The organism is Clostridium sp. UMB9555A, assembly GCF_030222355.1.
Classification (GTDB): domain Bacteria; phylum Bacillota; class Clostridia; order Clostridiales; family Clostridiaceae; genus Sarcina; species Sarcina perfringens.
The window spans coordinates 1-285 of the sequence record NZ_JASORQ010000040.1; the positions used below are offsets into that span (position 1 = coordinate 1).

The 285-nt window shown below is 24.9% G+C and carries 1 pseudogene; it reads right to left on the reverse strand.

From position 1 onward, the window contains the following. A pseudogene (locus QP548_RS16875) lies at positions 1–110 on the reverse strand (plasmid replication protein); the annotation flags it as partial. Positions 111–285: the final 175 nt, after the last annotated feature.

Sequence of the window (285 nt, forward strand, 5' to 3'; positions counted from 1 at the left end):
CTAGACTCTTTATATTCGATTTGATTTAAGACATGAAAATCTCTTTCTTCGAGATTAAACCTTTTCTCTTGTTCTAATTGTTCTTTAGTTAATAAGTGTATGTGTGCCATAAAAATAACTCCTTTCATCTAGGAAATTACACTAAATCCTAAATAGAAAGAAGTTAAAATTTGCTAATATTACATTTCTATTAAAAAGTCAATAGATATCATTGACTTTTTTCAATAGCTTTGATATCATAAAGCTATGAAAAGTGAATATTTCAAATAGAACTTTGTTCTATTT